This is a genomic window from Streptomyces sp. NPDC015171 (assembly GCF_043079545.1).
In the GTDB taxonomy this organism is placed as follows: domain Bacteria; phylum Actinomycetota; class Actinomycetes; order Streptomycetales; family Streptomycetaceae; genus Streptomyces.
Genome location: NZ_JBIBUO010000009.1, coordinates 212117 through 231119 on the forward strand (window position 1 = coordinate 212117; position 19003 = coordinate 231119).

The following is a 19003-nucleotide window of genomic DNA, read 5'->3' on the forward strand; positions in this document are numbered from 1 at the left end:
GGTGACGGGTACGGATGTGCGCGAAGAGACGGAAGACCCGGGGTCCGGCGGCTACGCGGCGGCCCGGCTGCGCCTCCTCACCGAGGGGGCGCGGTCCGGGCCGCCGCGCCGTTCCGCGCTGGCCGGACTGACCGACGACTGGCTCGCCCGGCTCTTCACCGCGGCGGCCGGCACGCTGCCCGGCGTCTCGCTCGTCGCCGTCGGCGGCTACGGCCGCGGGGAACTCTCCCCGCGCAGCGACCTCGACCTCGTCCTGCTGCACGACGGCCTGGACCCCGCTGCGGTCGCCGCCCTCGCCGACCGGCTCTGGTACCCCGTCTGGGACCTCGGCCTCTCCCTCGACCACTCCGTCCGCACCCCCGCGGAGGCCCGCAAGACGGCCGGCGACGACCTGAAGGTGCACCTCGGCCTGCTGGACGCCCGCCATCTCGCCGGCGACGCCGGCCTCAGCGCCGGCCTGCGCACCGCCGCCCTCGCCGACTGGCGCAACCAGGCCCCCGCCCGCCTGCCGGAACTCCGCGAGCTGTGCGCCGAGCGCGGCGCCCGCCAGGGCGAGCTGCAGTACCTCCTGGAGCCCGACCTCAAGGAGGCCCGGGGCGGCCTCCGGGACGCCACCGCCCTGCGCGCCGTCGCCGCCTCCTGGCTCGCCGACGCCCCGCGCGAGGGCCTGGACGACGCCCGCCGCCGGCTCCTCGACGTACGCGACGCCCTCCACCTGTCCACCGGCCGCGCCACCGACCGGCTCGCCCTGCAGGAGCAGGACCAGGTGGCCGCCGAACTGGGGCTGCTCGACGCCGACGCCCTGCTGCGGCAGGTGTACGAAGCGGCGCGGGTGATCGCCTACGCCAGCGATGTCACCTGGCGGGAAGTGGGGCGCGTGCTGCGCTCGCGGGCCGTGCGCACCCGGCTGCGCGCCATGATCGGTGGCGGCAAGCCCGGCGCCGAGCGCTCCCCGCTCGCCGAGGGCGTGGTCGAGCAGGACGGCGAGGTGGTGCTGGCCCGCGCCGCACGCCCCGAACGCGACCCCGTGCTCCCGCTGCGCGCCGCGGCCGCCGCCGCACAGGCCGGCCTCCCGCTCTCCCTGCACGCCGTCCGGCGCATGGCCGCCACCGCGCGCCCCCTGCCCACCCCCTGGCCCGCCGAGGCCCGCGAGCAACTGGTCACACTGCTCGGCTCCGGCCGCCCGACGGTCGAGGTCTGGGAGGCCCTGGAGGCCGAGCGCCTGATCACCCGGCTGCTCCCCGACTGGGAACGGGTCCGCTGCCGCCCGCAGCGCAACGCGGTCCACATCTGGACGGTCGACCGGCATCTGATCGAGACCGCCGTACGCGCCTCCGAGCTGACCCGCCGCGTCAGCCGCCCCGATCTGCTCCTGGTCGGCGCCCTGCTGCACGACATCGGCAAGGGCTGGCCGGGCGACCACTCGGTGGCCGGCGAGATCATCGCGAGGGACGTCGCGGCCCGGATCGGCTTCGACCGGGCCGACGTCGCCGTCCTGTCCCTGCTGGTCCGCCACCACCTGCTGCTCGTCGAGACGGCCACCCGCCGCGACCTGGACGACCCCGCCACCGTCCGCTCGGTCGCCGACGCGGTCGGCACCCAGGGCACCCTGGAACTGCTGCACGCCCTCACGGAGGCGGACGCCCTCGCGACCGGCCCGGCCGCCTGGTCCTCCTGGCGCGGCTCCCTCGTCGCCGACCTGGTACGCCGGGTCTCCGCGGTCCTCGCCGGAGACGTCCCCGACGAACCCGAGCCCGCCGCGCCCACCGCCGAGCAGGAGCGCCTCTCCGTCGAGGCCGTCCGCACCGGCGGCCCGGTCCTCGCCCTGCGCGCCCAGACCGAACCGGTGCCGGACGAGGACCGCTCAGGCGACCCGGAACCCCTGGGCGTCGAGCTGCTCATCGCCGTGCCCGACCAGCCCACCGTGCTCCCCGCGGTCGCCGGGGTCCTCGCCGTGCACCGCCTCACCGTCCGCACGGCGGAACTGCGCGCCCTGCGGCTGCCGGACGGCGTGGGCGGCGACGGCACGGTCCTCCTGCTCAACTGGCGGGTCGCGGCCGAGTACGGCTCCCTGCCGCAGGCGACCCGGCTGCGCGCCGACCTCGTGCGCGCCCTGGACGGCTCCCTGGACATCGCCGGACGGCTCGCCGAACGCGACGCGGCCTACCCCCGTCGCCGCGGCTGGACCGCCCCGCCGCCCCGGGTGACGGTCGCCCCGGCCGCCTCCCGGCACGCCACGGTCATCGAGGTCCGGGCCCAGGACGCGCCCGGGCTGCTGTACCGGATCGGGATGGCCCTGGAGAAGGCGGCCGTACGGGTGCGGAGCATGCATGTGAGCACGCTCGGCTCCAACGCGGTGGACGCGTTCTACGTCACGACGGGTGCGGGGGCGCCCCTGCCGGGCGAGGACGCGGCGTCGTTGGCGGGGGCGCTGGAGGAAGCGCTGCGGGCGTGACCTCTCGCGCAGGTGTCCGTCGGTCGTGCGGGCGGGCTCCCCGCAGCGGCCGGGGAAGGCCCCCGCTCGCCGAATACGGCGGGCGGGGGCCGTCCCCTTGTCGGGCCAGATACCCTGGAAGACGCTCAGACCGCCCCCGACTCCGAGGACCGAAGCCGCCGTGTTCGATACTCTCTCCGACCGCCTCAGCGCGACTTTCAAAAACCTCCGCGGGAAGGGCCGGCTGAGTGAAGCGGACATCGACGCCACGGCGCGCGAGATCCGCATCGCGCTCCTCGAAGCCGACGTGGCCCTGCCGGTGGTCCGCGCCTTCATCAAGAACCTCAAGGAGCGCGCCCTCGGTGCCGAGGTCTCCAAGGCGCTGAACCCCGCCCAGCAGGTCCTCAAGATCGTCAACGAGGAACTGGTCACCATCCTCGGCGGCGAGACCCGGCGCCTGCGGTTCGCCAAGCAGCCGCCCACCGTGATCATGCTGGCCGGTCTCCAGGGTGCCGGTAAGACCACCCTCGCGGGCAAGCTCGGCCACTGGCTGCGGGAGCAGGGCCACTCCCCGCTGCTGGTCGCCTGCGACCTCCAGCGCCCGAACGCGGTGAACCAGCTGAGCGTCGTCGCCGACCGCGCCGGCGTCGCCGTGTACGCCCCGGAGCCGGGCAACGGCGTCGGCGACCCGGTGAAGGTCGCCAAGGACTCCATCGAGTTCGCGAAGTCCAAGGTCCACGACATCGTGATCGTGGACACCGCCGGCCGCCTCGGTATCGACGCCGAGATGATGCAGCAGGCCGCGGACATCCGGGACGCGGTCTCGCCGGACGAGATCCTGTTCGTCGTCGACGCGATGATCGGCCAGGACGCGGTCAACACCGCCGAGGCCTTCCGCGACGGCGTCGGCTTCGACGGCGTGGTCCTGTCCAAGCTCGACGGTGACGCCCGCGGTGGTGCCGCGCTCTCCATCCGGCAGATCACCGGCAAGCCGATCATGTTCGCGTCGAACGGCGAGAAGCTGGACGACTTCGACGCGTTCCACCCGGACCGGATGGCCTCCCGCATCCTCGACATGGGTGACCTGCTCACCCTGATCGAGCAGGCGGAGAAGACCTTCAGCCAGGAAGAGGCCGCCAAGATGGCCTCGAAGCTGGCGTCCAAGAAGGGCCAGGACTTCACGCTCGACGACTTCCTGTCCCAGATGGAGCAGGTCCGCAAGATGGGCTCCATCTCCAAGCTGCTCGGCATGCTCCCGGGCATGGGGCAGATCAAGGACCAGATCCAGAACCTGGACGAGCGGGACGTCGACCGCACCGCCGCGATCATCAAGTCGATGACGCCGGGCGAGCGCCAGGACCCGACGATCATCAACGGCTCCCGCCGCGCCCGTATCGCCAAGGGTTCGGGTGTCGAGGTCAGCGCCGTGAAGAACCTGGTCGAGCGGTTCTTCGACGCCCGCAAGATGATGTCCCGGATGGCCCAGGGCGGCGGTATGCCGGGCATGCCGGGGATCCCGGGCATGGGCGGCGGCCCCGGCCGCACCAAGAAGCAGCCGAAGAAGGCCAAGGGCAAGCAGCGCTCCGGCAACCCGATGAAGCGCAAGCAGCAGGAGCTGGAGGAGGCGCAGCGCCGGGAGGCCGCCGGGCAGAACGGCGGCGCCTTCGGCCTGCCGGGCCAGCAGGGCGGCGAGGACTTCGAGCTGCCGGACGAGTTCAAGAAGTTCATGGGCTGACCGGGCCCGTACGGTCGTCGGGGCGTCCTTCCGCCGGGAAGGGCGCCTCTGCGCGTGCCGGGACGGGACCGTTGTCGTACCGTCCCGATATGACCAACCCCGCGCCGCCGCGCAAGTCGCCGGACCAGCCCTGGCGGACCGAGGGCGCCCCGGAGGAGCCGCCGCAGCAGCCGTCCGGCGGGCGCGGGATGCGGGGCGGCTGGTGGCGGCTGGTCCTCACCGCGCTGATCGTGTACCTGATCGCGAACCTGGTGCTGTCCTATTTCGACCAGGCGAACGAGCCGACGATCTCGTACACCGAGTTCAGCAAGCAGGTGGGCGACGGCAACGTCGACAAGATCTACGCCAAGGGCGACTCCATCCAGGGCCAGCTCAAGAAGGAGCGGAAGAACCCGGACGGCGGCGGCGAGTACACCAAGTTCAACACCGAGCGGCCGTCCTTCGCCGCCGACGACCTGTGGGCGAGCCTGACCAAGAACAAGGTCACCGTGACGGCCGAGCCGGTCGTCCAGCACCGCAGCTTTCTCGCCAATCTGCTGATCTCACTGGCCCCGATGCTGCTGCTGATCGCCGTGTGGGTGTTCATCGCGCGCCGGATGAGCGCGGGGCTCGGCGGCGCGGGCGGCATGCTCGGCCGCAAGGCGCCGCCGAAACCGGTGGAGCTGGTGCCGGGGGAGAAGCGCACCACGTTCGCCGACGTGGCGGGCATCGACGAGGTCGAGGGCGAGCTGAACGATGTCGTCGACTTCCTGAAGAATCCCGACGCCTATCGCCGCATGGGCGCCAAGATGCCGCGCGGTGTGCTGCTCGCGGGACCGCCCGGCACCGGAAAGACGCTGCTGGCGCGGGCGGTGGCCGGGGAGGCGGGGGTGCCGTTCTTCTCCGCCTCGGCCTCCGAGTTCATCGAGATGATCGTGGGCGTCGGCGCCTCCCGGGTGCGGGAGCTGTTCGCCGAGGCCCGCAAGGTCGCGCCGTCGATCATCTTCATCGACGAGATCGACACCATCGGGCGGGCACGCGGAGGCGGCGCCTCGGCCGGCGGGCACGACGAGCGCGAGCAGACGCTGAACCAGATCCTCACCGAGATGGACGGCTTCTCGGGCTCCGAGGGCGTCATCGTGATCGCGGCGACCAACCGCGCCGACATCCTCGACCCCGCCCTCACCCGCCCCGGCCGCTTCGACCGGGTGGTCCAGGTGTCGCCGCCGGACCGCGACGGGCGCGAGGCCATCCTGGAGATCCACACCCGGGACATCCCGCTCGCCGACGACGTCGATCTCGCGCAGGTGGCCCGTACGACCCCGGGCATGACCGGCGCGGATCTGGCGAACCTCGCCAACGAGGCCGCGCTGCTGGCGGTCAAGCGGCAGCAGCGGCAGGTCACCCGCTCCGACCTGTCCGACGCGCTGGAGAAGGTCCAGCTCGGTGCGGAGCGCCCGCTGGTGATGCCGGAGGAGGAGCGCCGGCGCACCGCGTACCACGAGAGCGGGCACGCCCTGCTGGGCATGCTCCAGCCCGGCGCCGACCCGGTCCGCAAGATCACGATCGTGCCGCGCGGCCGGGCCCTGGGGGTCACCCTGTCGACGCCGGACGCGGACAAGTACGCGTACACCGAGGAGTACCTGCGCGGCCGGATCATCGGCGCGCTGGGCGGGATGGCGGCCGAGCACGTGGTCTACGACGTGATCACCACCGGCTCCGAGAGCGACCTGGAGCAGGTCACCAACATCGCGCGCGGCATGGTGTCGCGCTGGGGCATGAGCGAGCAGGTCGGCCGGCTCTCCGCGCTCCCGAACGACGCCCAGCAGGCCTACGGCCTCGCCGCCGCCCCGCAGACCCTCGATGTCATCGACGCCGAGATGCGGCGGATCGTGGACGAGTGCTACGAGGAGGCGTGCCGCAAACTCCGCGACCACCGGGGGCAGCTGGACGCGCTCGCGCGGGCCCTGCTGGAGCGGGAGACGCTGGAGGAGGCGGACGCCTACCGGATCGCCGGGATCACCCGCCTGGCCAAGGACGCCGACGTCTAGGGCACGCGCGCCACGAGATAGCGGAAGACGTTGGGCATCCACACGGTGCCGTCCGGCCGCCGGTACGGGTGCAGGGCCTCCGTCAGCTCCTTGTCGACCTGCTTGGCGTCGGTCGCCGCGATCGCCGCGTCGAACAGGCCGGTCGACAGCAGCCCCCGTACGGCGCTGTCCGGGCCGGCGTACCCGAACGGGCAGGCGACCCGGCCCGAGCCGTCCGGTTTCAGCCCGGCCCGTCCGGCGACCTCCTCCAGGTCGTCGCGCCGGGCCGGCCGCCAGCCGCGCCCGCCGCGCAGCGGATCGGCGAGCTTGCCGGCCACCCGCAGCACCGAGGAGGTGGCGCAGCGCTCCGGCGGCCCCCAGCCGGCCAGCACCACCGCGGCCCCGCGCGCGGCCGACGGCAGCGCCCCGGCGAGCAGTTCGCCGAGCCCCTCGGAGTCACCGGCGAGGCCGCCGATCGGCTCGAAGACGGTCACCAGGGTGTACGGGTCCGTCTCCGCGCCGGCCGCGTCGGCCGCGTCCGCCGGCGAGCCGTCGACGAGTCTCGCCGCCGTGCGCGCGTGGGTGCCGGGCCGGCCGCTGCCGTGGGCGCCGCCGGACGGCTTGCCCGGGAGCAGGCGCTCGCGGGCCAGGGCGAGCCGCTCGGGGACCGAGTCGACACCGGTGACCGCGGCTCCTCTGGCAGCCGCCATCAGCAGGGCGAGCCCGGAACCGCAGCGCAGGCCGAGCAGCCGGGTGGCGGGGCCCACTTCGAGCCGGTCGTACACGGCCTCGTAGAGCGGTACGAGCATCCGCTCCTGGATCTCGGACCAGTCACGCGCGCGTGCGCTCGGGTCCACGCGGGGTGCGGAGTCCGCGTGAGACACGTGCTGTCGCACGAGCGTAGGTGTCATAGGTATGCGCCCCAATCCGCCGACGGTTCGCCGCTGCGCCCGGTTGTGGCCCCCGTGCCGTGCGCGCGCACTTCCCACGTATGCCACGTAACTCCCGGCTCGCGGTGCCGTCCAGGGGTCGTGGACCCCGGCTTGGTGCCCGGACGCGGGTGTGGCGAGATTTCACATCCCGGCAATCTGGATGACCGTACGGTGTCCGCTCCCGGGGACGGGCCGGTGACAGGGGGCGGGATGACGCGCGGTAACGTCACGAGCGCCGGCGACGCTGAGCGGAGTGAGGGCCACGGGCCGAGAGCGGCCGAAACCCCTCTTGCGCGGCGGTCGGCCACCGTCGCGTCCGGGCTCCTGGCCATGCCGTAGTGCGGACTACGCACCAGCTTGTTGAGAACTGTGACGCTTCTCCGCAGATCTGCGCACCCGCCCTCGTCAGGACGCATCAGTGGCAACTGACTGGTACGTGCAAATTATTTGGGATGCCCCGGAATAGGAACACAGCGGCACCCCCGCTCGTTGTCATTACGTGAGCACGACACAGACACCACCTGTTCTCGCCGCAGAGCTGGCGCAGGCGTGGGCCGACATTCAGCGGTACCACCCCGAGCTGCCGGACCTTGCCGCGCCAGAATCCCTGATCGGGGAGTCGTCGTCCGCGTGCGGTCACGAACTCTCCTTCGAGCGACTGCTCCATGAGGCAGTCCACGGCATCGCCGCCTCCCGCGGCATCCGGGACACCTCCCGGGCCGGTCGCTACCACAACCGCCGCTTCCTCGCGATCGCCGAGGAACTGGGCCTCGACCACCCCGACGAACCGCACCCGAGCAGCGGCTTCTCGCTGGTCACGCTGAACGCCGAGGCGAAGCGGCGCTACCGCCCGACGATCGAACGGCTGCAGCGCGCGCTGAAGGCGCACACGGCCGCCACCTCGGCCGACACCTCCCGCACCTTCCGCGGTCCGGCCGCCCGGCACGGTTCCTCCGGTGGCGGCGTCCGGGTCAAGGCGGTGTGCGACTGCGGCCGCAACGTCCGGGTGGTGCCGTCGGTGCTGGCCCAGGCCCCCATCGTGTGCGGCGGCTGCGGCAAGCCGTTCCGCATCCCGGAGGTCGTGGGGGCGGTGGCGAGCTAGGCCGCGGCTGCTCGTGGCAGCCGCGGCCGGCGCGGACGGCCGCTCCACCGCACCGGGCGACGCACCCGACGTGACCTCACCTCCACGCCGGGTGCCGCGCAGGCATGCCCGGGCGGCCCGTACGGAAGCGGTCCGGAGCGTATGGCAGAATGGCTAGCTGTACTCGACAGCCGCACAGGACCCCTCTCTCCTCCGGCTGACGCGTCCATCGGGCATCTCGGGTACCGCAACCCCACGCGGCAGCTCGCCGTGCCCAACACCGTCAGATCCAGGAGAATCCACTCCCGTGGCAGTCAAGATCAAGCTGAAGCGTCTGGGCAAGATCCGTTCGCCTCACTACCGCATCGTCGTCGCCGACTCCCGTACCCGCCGTGACGGCCGGGCCATCGAGGAGATCGGCAAGTACCACCCGACCTACAACCCGTCGGTCATGGAGGTGGACGCCGAGCGTGTGGCGTACTGGCTGGGTGTCGGCGCGCAGCCGACCGAGCCCGTTCTCGCCATCCTGAAGAAGACCGGCGACTGGCAGAAGTTCAAGGGCGAGCCCGCCCCGGCGCCGCTGCTCGTCGCCGAGCCGAAGTCGACCCGCCCGTCGTTCGAGGCTCTCGGCGGTGACGACGAGGGCAAGGGTGAGGCCATCACCCAGAAGAAGAAGGCTGAGAAGAAGGACGAGGCCGCGGCTGAGTCCGAGTCGACCGAGGCCTGAGCAGCATGCTCGAAGAGGCGCTTGAGCACCTCGTGAAGGGCATCGTCGACAACCCTGACGATGTGCAGGTCGCCTCGCGTGATCTGCGCCGCGGGCGTGTGCTGGAGGTCCGGGTCCACCCCGACGACCTCGGCAAGGTGATCGGCCGCAACGGCCGCACCGCGCGTGCCCTGCGTACCGTCGTGGGCGCCATCGGCGGTCGCGGTGTCCGCGTCGACCTCGTCGACGTGGACCACGTCCGCTGACGCTTCATCGCAACCGGCTCGGGCCGGGGAGGGCCACTGGGCCGTCCCCGGCCCGCAGTCGTATGACAGGAGATCTGTACACGTGCAGCTGGTAGTCGCGCGGATCGGCCGCGCCCACGGCATCAAGGGCGAGGTCACCGTCGAGGTACGTACCGACGAGCCCGAGCTGCGGCTCGCGCCGGGCGCCGTCCTGGCCACCGAGCCGGCCACCGCCGGGCCGCTCACCATCGCCACCGGCCGCGTCCACAGCGGCCGCCTGCTCCTGCGCTTCGAGGGCGTCGTCGACCGCACCGGCGCCGAGGCCCTGCGCAACACCCTGCTGATCGCCGAGATCGACCCCGAGGAACTCCCCGAGGGCGAGGACGAGTACTACGACCACCAGCTGATGGACCTCGACGTGGTCACCGCGGACGGCACGGAGGTCGGCCGGATCACCGAGATCTCGCATCTGCCCTCGCAGGACCTGTTCATCGTGGAGCGCCCGGACGGCAGCGAGGTGATGATCCCGTTCGTCGAGGAGATCGTCGCCGAGATCGACCTGGAGGAGCAGCGGGCGGTCATCACCCCGCCGCCCGGCCTGATCGACGACCGCGCCGAGACCGCCTCGTCCAGGGACGACTCCGCCGACGCGGCCGGGGACGACTCCGGGGACGACCGCGCATGAGGCTCGACGTCGTCACGATCTTCCCCGAGTACCTGGACCCGCTGAACGTCTCCCTCGTCGGCAAGGCCCGCGCGCGCGGGCAGCTCGACGTCCAGGTGCACGACCTGCGCGCGTGGACGTACGACCGGCACAACACGGTGGACGACACGCCCTACGGCGGCGGCCCCGGCATGGTCATGAAGACCGACCCCTGGGGCGACGCCCTGGACACGGTCCTCGCCGACGGCTACGAGAGCGGCGCCCAGGCCCCCGCCCTGGTCGTCCCCACGCCCAGCGGCCGCCCCTTCACCCAGGAGCTGGCCGTCGAGCTGTCCGAGCGCCCCTGGCTGATCTTCACACCGGGCCGCTACGAGGGCATCGACCGGCGCGTGACGGACGAGTACGCGACCCGGATGCCGGTCTACGAGGTCTCCATCGGCGACTACGTCCTGGCCGGCGGCGAGGCGGCCGTACTCGTCGTCACGGAGGCCGTGGCCCGGCTGCTGCCCGGTGTCCTCGGCAACGCGGAGTCCCACCGCGACGACTCCTTCGCGCCCGGCGCGATGGCCAGCCTCCTCGAAGGCCCCGTCTACACCAAGCCGCCCGTCTGGCGCGGCCGGGACATCCCCGAGGTGCTGCTCAGCGGCCACCACGGCAAGATCGCCCGCTGGCGCCGCGACGAGGCCCTCACCCGCACCACGGCCCACCGGCCCGACCTGATCGAGCACTGCGACCCCAGGGCCTTCGACAAGAAGGACCGCGAGATGCTCTCCATCCTCGGCTGGGAACCGGACCCGGAGGGCGAGCGGTACGGCCGATTTTGGCGCCGGGCCGGGGCCGTGGAAGAATAGGTCGCTGTTGTGCGTCCGTCCGGCGTGCGCCCCTGCCACAGGGGGACACGACGCCGCCCGACCCGCGCGGCAGACCTCTTGGAACCCCTAGTTTCCGTTGATGACCTGTGGCATCAGCGAGGAAAGCAGACGAAATGTCTCACCTGCTCGACACCGTCGACTCCGCGTCGCTGCGCACCGACATCCCGGCCTTCCGCCCGGGTGACACCGTCAACGTGCACGTCCGCGTCATCGAGGGCAACCGCTCCCGTGTGCAGCAGTTCAAGGGCGTCGTGATCCGCCGCCAGGGCTCCGGTGTCCGCGAGACCTTCACGGTCCGCAAGGTCTCGTTCTCCGTCGGCGTCGAGCGCACCTTCCCGGTGCACACCCCGATCGTCGAGAAGATCGAGCTGGTCACCCGTGGTGCCGTGCGCCGCGCCAAGCTGTACTACCTCCGTGAGCTGCGCGGCAAGGCCGCGAAGATCAAGGAGAAGCGCGAGAACTGAGCGCTTTCCCGGAGTCACAGCGGGGCCGGATAGCATCTGGCCCCGATGGACACCGAAGCACAGTCGACGGAACGCGACCGCTCCTCCCAGCCCGGAACTCCGGGTGCGGAGGGCCGGTCGCGTTTCGCGTTGGCGGCCCGGGTCGCCGACTGGCTCCCGGGCGGCCGGATCACCCTCGCGCTCTTCACCGGTCTTGCCTTCCTGCTGCTCCTCAACACGGTCGTGGTGCAGCCGTTCCAGATTCCCAGCGGATCCATGGAGCGGGGTTTGAGGATCGGCGACCGCGTTCTCGTAAATAAGTTGGCGTACCGTTTCGGTGCCCGGCCGGACCGCGGCGACGTGGTTGTGTTCGACGGCACCGGGTATTTCGGGGACGCCGACTACATCAAACGGGTGGTCGGTGTGGGCGGAGACCATGTGGTGTGCTGTGACAAGAAGGGCAGGATCGAGGTGAACGGCCGGTCCGTCGACGAGACGGCGTTCCTCTACCCCGGGGACAGTGCTTCCAGCGTGCCCTTCGACGTCGTCGTGCCCTCCGGCCGCCTGTTCGTCCTCGGTGACCACCGGGGCGACTCCAGCGACTCCCGCGACCATCTCGGCTCGCCCGGCGGCGGCATGATCCCGATCGGCGACGTCATCGGCCGGGCCGACTGGATCGTGTGGCCGTACCGCCACTGGACGCATCTGACCCGGCCGTCCGCCTACGCGCGCGTGCCCGCCCCGGCGGGAGGCGCCCATGGGTAACCGCGGCAAGCCGCGCGGGGTGCCCAGCAGCCCCGCGGACGATCTGCTGCCCACCGGGTCCCGCCGCACCTCCGCGCCGGGCGGCGGTCGCACGCGCGCGGAACGCCGCAAGCTCCAGCGCAAGGTCAAGCGCAAGCGCAGACGCTCCGCGGTCCGTGAGATCCCGCTCCTGGTGGGTGTCGCCGTCCTGATAGCGCTCGTCCTGAAGACGTTCCTCGTCCAGGCGTTCGTGATCCCGTCCGGCTCCATGGAACAGACGATCCGGATCGGCGACCGGGTCCTGGTCGACAAGTTCACCCCGTGGTTCGGCTCCAAGCCGCAGCGCGGGGACGTCGTCGTCTTCCACGACCCGGGCGGCTGGCTCCAGGACGAGCAGACCGCCAAGAAGAACGACCCCGTCGTCGTCAAGCAGTTCAAGGAAGGCATGACCTTCATCGGGCTGCTGCCGTCCGACAACGAGAAGGACCTGATCAAGCGGGTCATCGGGGTCGGTGGCGACCACGTCAGGTGCTGTGACGCGCAGGGCCGGGTCACGGTGAACGGCGTACCGCTCACCGAAGGCGACTACCTCTATCCCGGCAACCATCCCTCCTCCACCCCGTTCGACATCACGGTGCCCAAGGGCCGGCTGTGGGTGATGGGCGACCACCGGGACAACTCGGCGGACTCCCGCGCCCACCAGGACACGCCCTACGGCGGCACGGTCTCCGAGGACTCGGTGGTCGGCCGGGCCATGGTCATCGGCTGGCCGCTCGGCCACTGGACCCGGCTGGAAGAACCTAAAACCTTTGCAAGCGTCACCGACTCGGTGTCGGGGACGACCGCTGCTCCCCAGCGGTCGCATAGGGTTGCCTCCGAGAATCAGAACGGAATCACCCGGCTCCCGAGCCCTGCGGAACTCCCGCTCGTTATGGGAGTGGTGGGCCTGCGCCGTGTGCGGAGCGGGCGGCGGCACAGAGTGAGGAGTTGGCGTGGGGGATGTGGCGGTTGGCGCACGGTCGGGACACGACGGCGAGGAGCACCGCGGGCACCCCGTGGAGCCGGACGTTCCAGGACCGGACGGCGCCATGACCTCAGGGAATGACGCGGCGGGCGACGAGGGCGCACCGGAGGGCGAGCAGCGGCCCCGCACCGCCGGTGCGGGCGCGGGCGAGGCGGCGGGGCAGCCGAAGAAGCCGCGCTCCTTCTGGAAGGAGCTGCCGATCCTGATCGGCATCGCGCTGGTCCTGGCGCTGCTGATCAAGACCTTCCTGGTGCAGGCGTTCTCGATCCCGTCCGACTCGATGCAGAACACCCTGCAGCAGGGTGACCGGGTCCTGGTCGACAAGCTCACCCCCTGGTTCGGCTCCGAGCCCGAGCGCGGCGAGGTCGTCGTCTTCCATGACCCGGACAACTGGCTGGCGGGCGAGCCGACTCCGACCCCGAACGCGGTCCAGAAGGTCCTCAGCTGGATCGGTCTGATGCCGTCGGCGGAGGAGAAGGACCTCATCAAGCGGGTGATCGGCGTCGGCGGCGACACCGTCGAGTGCAAGAACAGCGGCCCGGTCCGGGTCAACGGCAAGGCGCTGAACGAGCCGTACGTCTACCCCGGCAACACGCCGTGCAGCGTGGACGACCAGGGCGGACAGTTCAAGGTGAAGATCCCCGAGGGCTTCATCTGGGTGATGGGCGACCACCGCCAGAACTCCCGTGACTCCCGCTACAACCAGTCCGACAAGAACCACGGCATGGTCCCCGTGGACAAGGTCGTCGGCCGCGCGATCGTCAAGGCCTGGCCGATCAACCGCTGGGGCACCCTGCCGGTCCCGGACACCTTCGACCAGCCCGGCCTCGACCAGCAGTCCTCGGCCGCCGCGTCCCTGACCGTGGCCCCGCAGGGCCTGGCCGTCGCCGCGGTGCTGCCGGTGGCGCTGTGGCGCCGCAGGCGCACGGACCGCCCGGCGTCCGAGGCCGCCGGGACCACGACCGCCGGACCCAGGTAGTCCCCGGCCGGTTCTCTCCCGGCCCGCCGGACGTACGCGCTCTCCCCGGACCGCCGGGTGTCCGTCGAGGACGGCCCCGGCGGCGGCCGTACGCCGCTGCCCGCCCCTGCCTGAGCCTGCCGGCCCTGCCCGAGCCTGCCGGAAAGAGGGGCTGCCCCCGTTCCGGACCGCCGGGTAGGGTGCGGGTCCATGGGTGGCGAGAGCATGACGCGTACGGCCCCGCAGAGCGGCGGCACCGGTACGGCACAGGCCGGCGGCCGGCTCGGGCAGCGGCTGTCCGGTGCGGCCGTGGCGCTGGGTCTGGTGCTGTTCCTCGGCGGATTCGCGTGGGGAGCGGTGGTCTACCGGCCGTACACCGTGCCCACCAGCTCCATGACGCCCACCATCGACGCCGGCGACCGGGTGCTGGCCCAGCGGGTCGACGGTGACGAGGTGCGGCGCGGTGACGTGGTCGTCTTCGAGGACAAGACCTGGGTCACCAACGCCAAGGTGGTCAAGCGCGTGGTCGCCGTGGGCGGCGACACCGTCTCCTGCTGCACCGACGGCAAACTGACCGTCAACGGCAAGCAGATCGACGAGCCGTACCTGCCCAAGGGCAGCCTGGCCGAGATCAAGGACTTCGGCACGGTGAACGTCCCCGAGGGCCGGCTCTTCCTCCTGGGCGACGAGCGCCAGGGCTCCCTGGACTCGACCGCCCACCTCACGGACGCGGCGCAGGGCACCGTCTCCCGCTCCGCGGTCTCCGCCCGCGTGGACGCCGTCGTCTGGCCCTGGGGCGGCATGCTCAAGCGCCCCACCGGCTTCGAGACGCTCGGTGGCCTGTCCCGGCCGGGTCCGCTGCCCACGATCGAGCTGCTGGCCGTGGCCGGCGCGGTGCTGGTCCTCGGCGGCGGCGCCTACGGACCGATCGCGGGACGGCTGAGCCGCTCCCGCGCCCGTACGGCCCGTCCGGAGGCGGCCGGTGCCCGCTGACACCACGAGGCCGGCCGAGGAGTCGTACGCGGGCGGGGAGAGCCCGCGCAAGGTGGCCCGGGTGGTCCTCCTCGACCCCGAGGACCGCATCCTGCTCCTGCACGGCCATGAGCCGGACGACCCGGCCGACGACTGGTGGTTCACGCCCGGCGGCGGTCTCGAGGGCACCGAGACACGCGCGGAGGCCGCGCTGCGGGAACTCGCGGAGGAGACCGGCATCACCGAGGTCGAGCTGGGGCCCGTGCTCTGGCGGCGGCGGTGCTCGTTCCCGTTCGCGGGGCGCCGCTGGGACCAGGACGAGTGGTACTACCTGGCCCGTACGAGCCAGACGGCCACCGCCGCGACGGCACTGACCGAGCTGGAGCGGCGCAGCGTCGCCGGAGCGCGCTGGTGGACGTGTCAGGAACTGACCCGGGCACATGAGACGGTGTATCCGACCAGACTCGCCGAGCTGCTGCGCACGCTGCTCGTCGAAGGTCCCCCGGCCACGCCCCTGACCCTCGACACGGAAATCGTCTGAGGGCCACCGGGACTGGCGCACAATGGGGGGATCGCACGGCTGAAGGGGAACATGCCATGAGCGCCGAGGACCTCGAAAAGTACGAGACCGAGATGGAGCTGAAGCTCTACCGGGAGTACCGAGATGTCGTCGGTCTGTTCAAATACGTGATCGAGACCGAGCGGCGTTTCTACCTCACCAATGACTACGAGATGCAGGTGCACTCGGTTCAGGGTGAGGTGTTCTTCGAGGTGACGATGGCCGACGCCTGGGTCTGGGACATGTACCGGCCGGCTCGCTTCGTCAAGCAGGTTCGCGTGCTGACATTCAAGGACGTGAACATCGAAGAGCTGAACAAGAGTGATCTGGAGCTGCCGGGGGGCTGATGACCTGCGGCTTCGTGCGGCGTCCCCCTGCCGGGTGACGGAGTTTTCCACAACCGCCCGGTAGTCCACCGAGATCACCATCCGGGGACGGGGTGCGTGACGGTTGGCGCCGGAGGTGGTGCCGACATGAACGCACGAGAAGCGATCGGCAAATACGGCGAGGACCTGGCCGCGCGGCGGCTCGTCGAGACCGGGATGACGATCCTGGAGCGCAACTGGCGCAGCGGGCGGTCGGGCGAGATCGACATCGTGGCGCGCGACGGTGACGCGCTCGTCGTCTGCGAGGTGAAGACCCGCCGGGGCGGCGGCTACGAGCACCCGATGGCCGCGGTGACACCCGAGAAGGCGGCCAGGCTCCGCCTGCTGGCCGAACACTGGGTCCAGGCCCATGGAGGAGCACCGCCGGGCGGCGTCCGCATCGACCTGATCGGCGTCGTCCTGCCCCGCCGGGGCGCCGCGTCCGTCGAGCACGCGCGGGGGGTGGCCTGAATGGGCTTCGCCCGTACGTGCTCGGTGGCCCTGGTCGGCGTCGAGGGCGTGGTCGTGGAGGTCCAGGCCGACCTCGAACCCGGCGTCGCGGCCTTCGCCCTGGTCGGTCTCCCGGACAAGAGCCTGACGGAGAGCCGGGACCGGGTGCGGGCGGCGGTGGTGAACTCGGGCGGCGCATGGCCGCAGAAGAAGCTCACCGTCGGACTCAGCCCGGCCTCGGTCCCCAAGGCCGGCTCGGGTTTCGACCTGGCCGTCGCCTGCGCGGTGCTCGGCGCCGCCGAGCGGATCGACCCCCGGGTCCTCGCCGACATCGTCATGATCGGGGAGCTGGGCCTCGACGGCCGGGTGCGACCGGTGCGGGGCATCCTCCCGGCCGTGCTCGCCGCGGCCGACGCGGGGTACGAGCAGGTGGTCGTTCCCGAGTGCGCCGCCGCCGAGGCCTCGCTGGTCCCGGGCGTGTCCGTGCTCGGTGTCCGCAGTCTGCGGCAGCTCATCGCCGTCCTGACCGACGAGCCCGTCCCCGACGAGGCGCCGGACGAGCAGGGCAGGCCCGATCCGCTCCTGGCGGGCCTGCGGGTGCCGGGCACGGGTGCCGCCACCGGCATGCACAGCCTCGGTGCCGCCCAGCACGACCACGATCACGACCTGGCGGACGTGGTGGGGCAGACCTCCGCCCGCACGGCCGTGGAGGTGGCCGCCGCCGGGGGACACCACGTCTTCCTGGAGGGGCCGCCCGGGGCGGGCAAGACCATGCTCGCCGAGCGCCTTCCCGCCGTCCTTCCCCGGCTCACCCGGGAGGAGTCGCTGGAAGTCACGGCGGTGCACTCGGTCGCCGGGCTGCTGCCCCCCGGCAAGCCGCTCATCGACATCGCTCCCTACTGCGCCCCGCACCACTCCGCCACGATGCAGTCACTGGTCGGCGGCGGCCCCGGCGTCGCCAGGCCCGGCGCGGTGTCCCTCGCCCATCGCGGTGTGCTGTTCCTTGACGAGGCCCCCGAATTCCGCAGCCAGACCCTGGACGCCCTGCGCCAGCCGCTGGAGTCGGGGCACGTGGTGATCGCGCGCAGCGCGGGCGTGGTCCGGTTCCCGGCGCGGTTCCTGATGGTCCTGGCCGCCAATCCCTGCCCCTGCGGGCGCTTCTCGCTCCGCGACTCGCTGTGCGAGTGCCCGCCGTCGGTGATCCGCCGCTACCAGTCCCGGCTGTCCGGTCCGCTGCTGGACCGGGTGGACCTGCGGGTCGAGGTCGATCCGGTCACCCGGACCCAGCTCACCGAGCCCGGCGCCCGCGGCGAGTCCACGGCGACCGTGGCCCAGCGGGTGCGGCAGGCCCGGGAGCGGGCGGCGGCCCGCCTCGCCGGCACCCCGTGGCGCACCAACAGCGAGGTCCCGGGCCGGGAACTGCGGAGCCGGTACCAGGCGGCTGCCGGGGCCATGGACGAGGCCGAACGCAGTCTGGAGCGGGGCGTGCTCACCGCCCGCGGGATCGACCGGGTCCTGCGCGTCGCCTGGACCGTCGCCGACCTCGTCGGGCACGACCGCCCGGACGCGACCGACGTCGCCCTGGCGCTGCACCTGCGCACCGGCGTCCCCCGGGGCGTCCCGATGGCCATCGGGGCGCTGACATGACCGGAGCGGGGGTCCCCGGCGACGGGCCGCTCGGCCGGGTCTTCCTCGGGCGGGTGATCGAGCCCGGGGACGAGGTCGGCGGCCGGTGGGTGCGGGAGTTCGGGGTCAGGGAGGTGGTGTGGCGGCTGCGGGACGGCGGGGACAGGCTGCCGGGGGTGAGCGGGACCCGGTGGGCTGGGCTCGTGGCGCGCGCCGAGCGGGCCGAGCCGGAGCGGGATCTCGCGCTGGCCCGGGCCGCTGGGGCGCGGTTCGTCGCCCCCGGCGACGGCGAGTGGCCCCGGCAGCTCGACGATCTCGGGGATGCCCGGCCCCTCGGGCTGTGGGTGCGGGGCCGGCCCGGTCTGCGGATGTGGGCGCTGCGGTCGGTGGCCGTGGTCGGCGCCCGCGCCTGCACCGAGTACGGCACCCATGTGGCCGCCACCCTCGCCGCCGGCCTCGCCGAGCGGGGCTGGGTCGTCGTCTCGGGCGGCGCCTACGGCATCGACGGCGCCGCCCACCGGGGCGCCCTCGCCGCTCGCGGCGCCACCGTCGCCGTCCTGGCCTGCGGCGTCGACCAGCCCTACCCCCGCGGGCACGCCGCGCTGATCGGCCGGATCGCGGAACAGGGCCTGGTGGTGGGCGAGTTGCCGCCCGGGGACCACCCGACACCCAGCAGATTCATCCTCCGCAACCGGGTGATCGCGGCCCTGACCAGGGGAACCGTCGTCGTGGAAGCCGCCCGCCGCAGCGGTTCGCTGGCCACCGCCCGGGCCGCACAGCGCCTGGGCCGGTTCACCATGGGCGTGCCCGGCCCGGTCACCAGCGCGCTCTCCGCCGGTGTGCACGAACTGCTGCGCGATGAGGCCACCCTGGTCACCGATGCCGCGGAGGTCGTCGAACTCGTGGGCGACATGGGTGACCTCGCGCCGCCGCGACGCGGTCCGGTTCTCCCGCGTGACCTGCTGGAACCGGCCGCCCGCTGTGTGCTCGCCGCCCTTCCCGCCGGTCGCGCGGCTCCCGTCGAGGAGATCGCGCGCGGCGCCCGCACCAGCCGGGACGAGGCGATCGCGAGACTGTACGAACTCCGAGCACTTGGTTACGTCGAACGACACGGCGATGGCTGGAAGTTGACACGCCAGGCGGTGATCTCGGTCCGGGGCGGTCGCCCGCCTCGTTGACCGACC

General features: G+C 72.5%; 19 protein-coding genes. 18 read left to right on the forward strand and 1 reads right to left on the reverse strand.

Going from position 1 to position 19003, the window contains the following annotated elements:
- Position 1: 1 nt before the first annotated feature.
- The 3 genes from ACF073_RS24985 to ftsH all read left to right on the forward strand — a co-directional run bounded on the left by ACF073_RS24985 (position 2) and on the right by ftsH (position 6199).
- On the forward strand, positions 2-2455 hold the full coding sequence (locus ACF073_RS24985) for a [protein-PII] uridylyltransferase (protein WP_392073500.1): 2454 nt from the start codon (positions 2-4) through the stop codon (positions 2453-2455).
- Positions 2456-2615: 160 nt separating this feature from the next.
- Positions 2616-4169, forward strand: a complete 1554-nt coding sequence (gene ffh, locus ACF073_RS24990; protein ID WP_392073502.1) for a signal recognition particle protein — start codon at positions 2616-2618, stop codon at positions 4167-4169.
- An 89-nt stretch (positions 4170-4258) separates the two neighbouring features.
- Entirely contained in the window at positions 4259-6199 is a 1941-nt protein-coding gene (ftsH, locus tag ACF073_RS24995) for an ATP-dependent zinc metalloprotease FtsH (protein WP_392073504.1), read from the forward strand.
- On the opposite strand, the gene ACF073_RS25000 is transcribed toward ftsH, so the two are convergent.
- Complete coding sequence (locus ACF073_RS25000; protein ID WP_392073507.1) at positions 6196-7089, reverse strand: class I SAM-dependent methyltransferase; 894 nt, start codon at positions 7087-7089, stop codon at positions 6196-6198. The two genes, ftsH and ACF073_RS25000, sit on opposite strands and share 4 nt — an antisense overlap.
- A 520-nt stretch (positions 7090-7609) precedes the next feature.
- Between ACF073_RS25000 and ACF073_RS25005 the strand changes: the two genes are divergently transcribed.
- The 15 genes from ACF073_RS25005 (at position 7610) to dprA (ending at position 18997) form a co-directional block, all read left to right on the forward strand.
- Positions 7610-8212 carry a hypothetical protein gene (locus tag ACF073_RS25005; protein WP_392073508.1) on the forward strand — a complete coding sequence of 201 codons (603 nt, stop codon included), beginning with the start codon at positions 7610-7612 and terminating at the stop codon, positions 8210-8212.
- 286 nt (positions 8213-8498) lie between these two features.
- Positions 8499-8918, forward strand: a complete 420-nt coding sequence (gene rpsP / locus ACF073_RS25010; RefSeq protein WP_388389265.1) for a 30S ribosomal protein S16 — start codon at positions 8499-8501, stop codon at positions 8916-8918.
- 5 nt (positions 8919-8923) lie between these two features.
- Complete coding sequence (locus ACF073_RS25015) at positions 8924-9163, forward strand: RNA-binding protein (protein ID WP_005479813.1); 240 nt, start codon at positions 8924-8926, stop codon at positions 9161-9163.
- Between the two features lie 82 nt (positions 9164-9245).
- Positions 9246-9827, forward strand: a complete 582-nt coding sequence (gene rimM / locus ACF073_RS25020; RefSeq protein WP_392073510.1) for a ribosome maturation factor RimM — start codon at positions 9246-9248, stop codon at positions 9825-9827.
- Positions 9824-10657: a tRNA (guanosine(37)-N1)-methyltransferase TrmD gene (trmD, locus tag ACF073_RS25025; protein WP_392073512.1), complete on the forward strand. Its 834-nt coding sequence runs from the start codon at positions 9824-9826 to the stop codon at positions 10655-10657. Before rimM ends, trmD begins: the two co-directional genes overlap by 4 nt.
- Before the next feature lie 134 nt (positions 10658-10791).
- Entirely contained in the window at positions 10792-11142 is a 351-nt protein-coding gene (rplS, locus tag ACF073_RS25030) for a 50S ribosomal protein L19 (protein WP_392073513.1), read from the forward strand.
- A gap of 45 nt (positions 11143-11187) precedes the next feature.
- Complete coding sequence (gene lepB, locus ACF073_RS25035; RefSeq protein WP_392073515.1) at positions 11188-11886, forward strand: signal peptidase I; 699 nt, start codon at positions 11188-11190, stop codon at positions 11884-11886.
- A complete protein-coding gene (gene lepB, locus ACF073_RS25040) occupies positions 11879-12970 on the forward strand; it encodes a signal peptidase I (RefSeq protein ID WP_392073517.1) in 1092 nt (363 codons plus the stop codon). Before lepB (ACF073_RS25035) ends, lepB (ACF073_RS25040) begins: the two co-directional genes overlap by 8 nt.
- A complete protein-coding gene (gene lepB / locus ACF073_RS25045; protein ID WP_392073519.1) occupies positions 12858-13868 on the forward strand; it encodes a signal peptidase I in 1011 nt (336 codons plus the stop codon). The genes lepB (ACF073_RS25040) and lepB (ACF073_RS25045) overlap by 113 nt, the downstream gene beginning before the upstream one ends.
- Positions 13869-14057: 189 nt before the next feature.
- A complete protein-coding gene (gene lepB / locus ACF073_RS25050; RefSeq protein ID WP_392073521.1) occupies positions 14058-14840 on the forward strand; it encodes a signal peptidase I in 783 nt (260 codons plus the stop codon).
- The gene (locus ACF073_RS25055; RefSeq protein ID WP_392073523.1) at positions 14830-15360 is read left to right on the forward strand and encodes an NUDIX hydrolase; all 531 of its coding nucleotides are present in this window, start codon (positions 14830-14832) and stop codon (positions 15358-15360) included. Before lepB (ACF073_RS25050) ends, ACF073_RS25055 begins: the two co-directional genes overlap by 11 nt.
- A 56-nt stretch (positions 15361-15416) precedes the next feature.
- Complete coding sequence (locus ACF073_RS25060) at positions 15417-15725, forward strand: DUF2469 domain-containing protein (RefSeq protein ID WP_014675276.1); 309 nt, start codon at positions 15417-15419, stop codon at positions 15723-15725.
- Positions 15726-15821: 96 nt separating this feature from the next.
- Positions 15822-16214 carry a YraN family protein gene (locus ACF073_RS25065; RefSeq protein WP_392073525.1) on the forward strand — a complete coding sequence of 131 codons (393 nt, stop codon included), beginning with the start codon at positions 15822-15824 and terminating at the stop codon, positions 16212-16214.
- Entirely contained in the window at positions 16215-17840 is a 1626-nt protein-coding gene (locus ACF073_RS25070; RefSeq protein ID WP_392073527.1) for a YifB family Mg chelatase-like AAA ATPase, read from the forward strand.
- On the forward strand, positions 17837-18997 hold the full coding sequence (gene dprA / locus ACF073_RS25075; RefSeq protein ID WP_392073529.1) for a DNA-processing protein DprA: 1161 nt from the start codon (positions 17837-17839) through the stop codon (positions 18995-18997). The genes ACF073_RS25070 and dprA overlap by 4 nt, the downstream gene beginning before the upstream one ends.
- Positions 18998-19003 lie beyond the last annotated feature (6 nt).